Source organism: Vogesella mureinivorans (assembly GCF_007644035.1).
GTDB lineage: Bacteria > Pseudomonadota > Gammaproteobacteria > Burkholderiales > Chromobacteriaceae > Vogesella > Vogesella mureinivorans.
Genome location: NZ_VMTV02000183.1, coordinates 1 through 281, shown reverse-complemented (window position 1 = coordinate 281; position 281 = coordinate 1). Strand labels below are relative to the sequence as shown.

The following is a 281-nucleotide window of genomic DNA, read 5'->3' as shown; positions in this document are numbered from 1 at the left end:
GGCCGTGCACACCGCACCGGCAGCCAGCCTGGGATCGTAACCATTGCGCAGCATTGCCGGCAGCGCGATGAGGCCCATGGCCACCACCGTCGCGCCCACGATGCCGGTGGAGGCGGCCAGCAGCGCCCCGACCACCATGACCGAGACACCGAGCCCGCCGCGGATCTGACCGAAAAGCCGGCCCATCGTCTCCAGCAATTCCTCCGCGATGCGCGACTTCTCCAGAACGACGCCCATGAGAACGAAGAGCGGGATGGCGGTGAGCACCGGGTTGGTCATGA

Annotated in this window: 1 protein-coding gene; it reads right to left on the bottom strand. The window is 67.6% G+C overall.

Annotated elements, in window-relative coordinates; all coding sequences use genetic code 11:
- Positions 1-281, bottom strand: a 281-nt coding sequence (locus FLQ44_RS07700; protein WP_147693930.1) for a TRAP transporter large permease subunit, incomplete at both ends; no start/stop codon positions are given.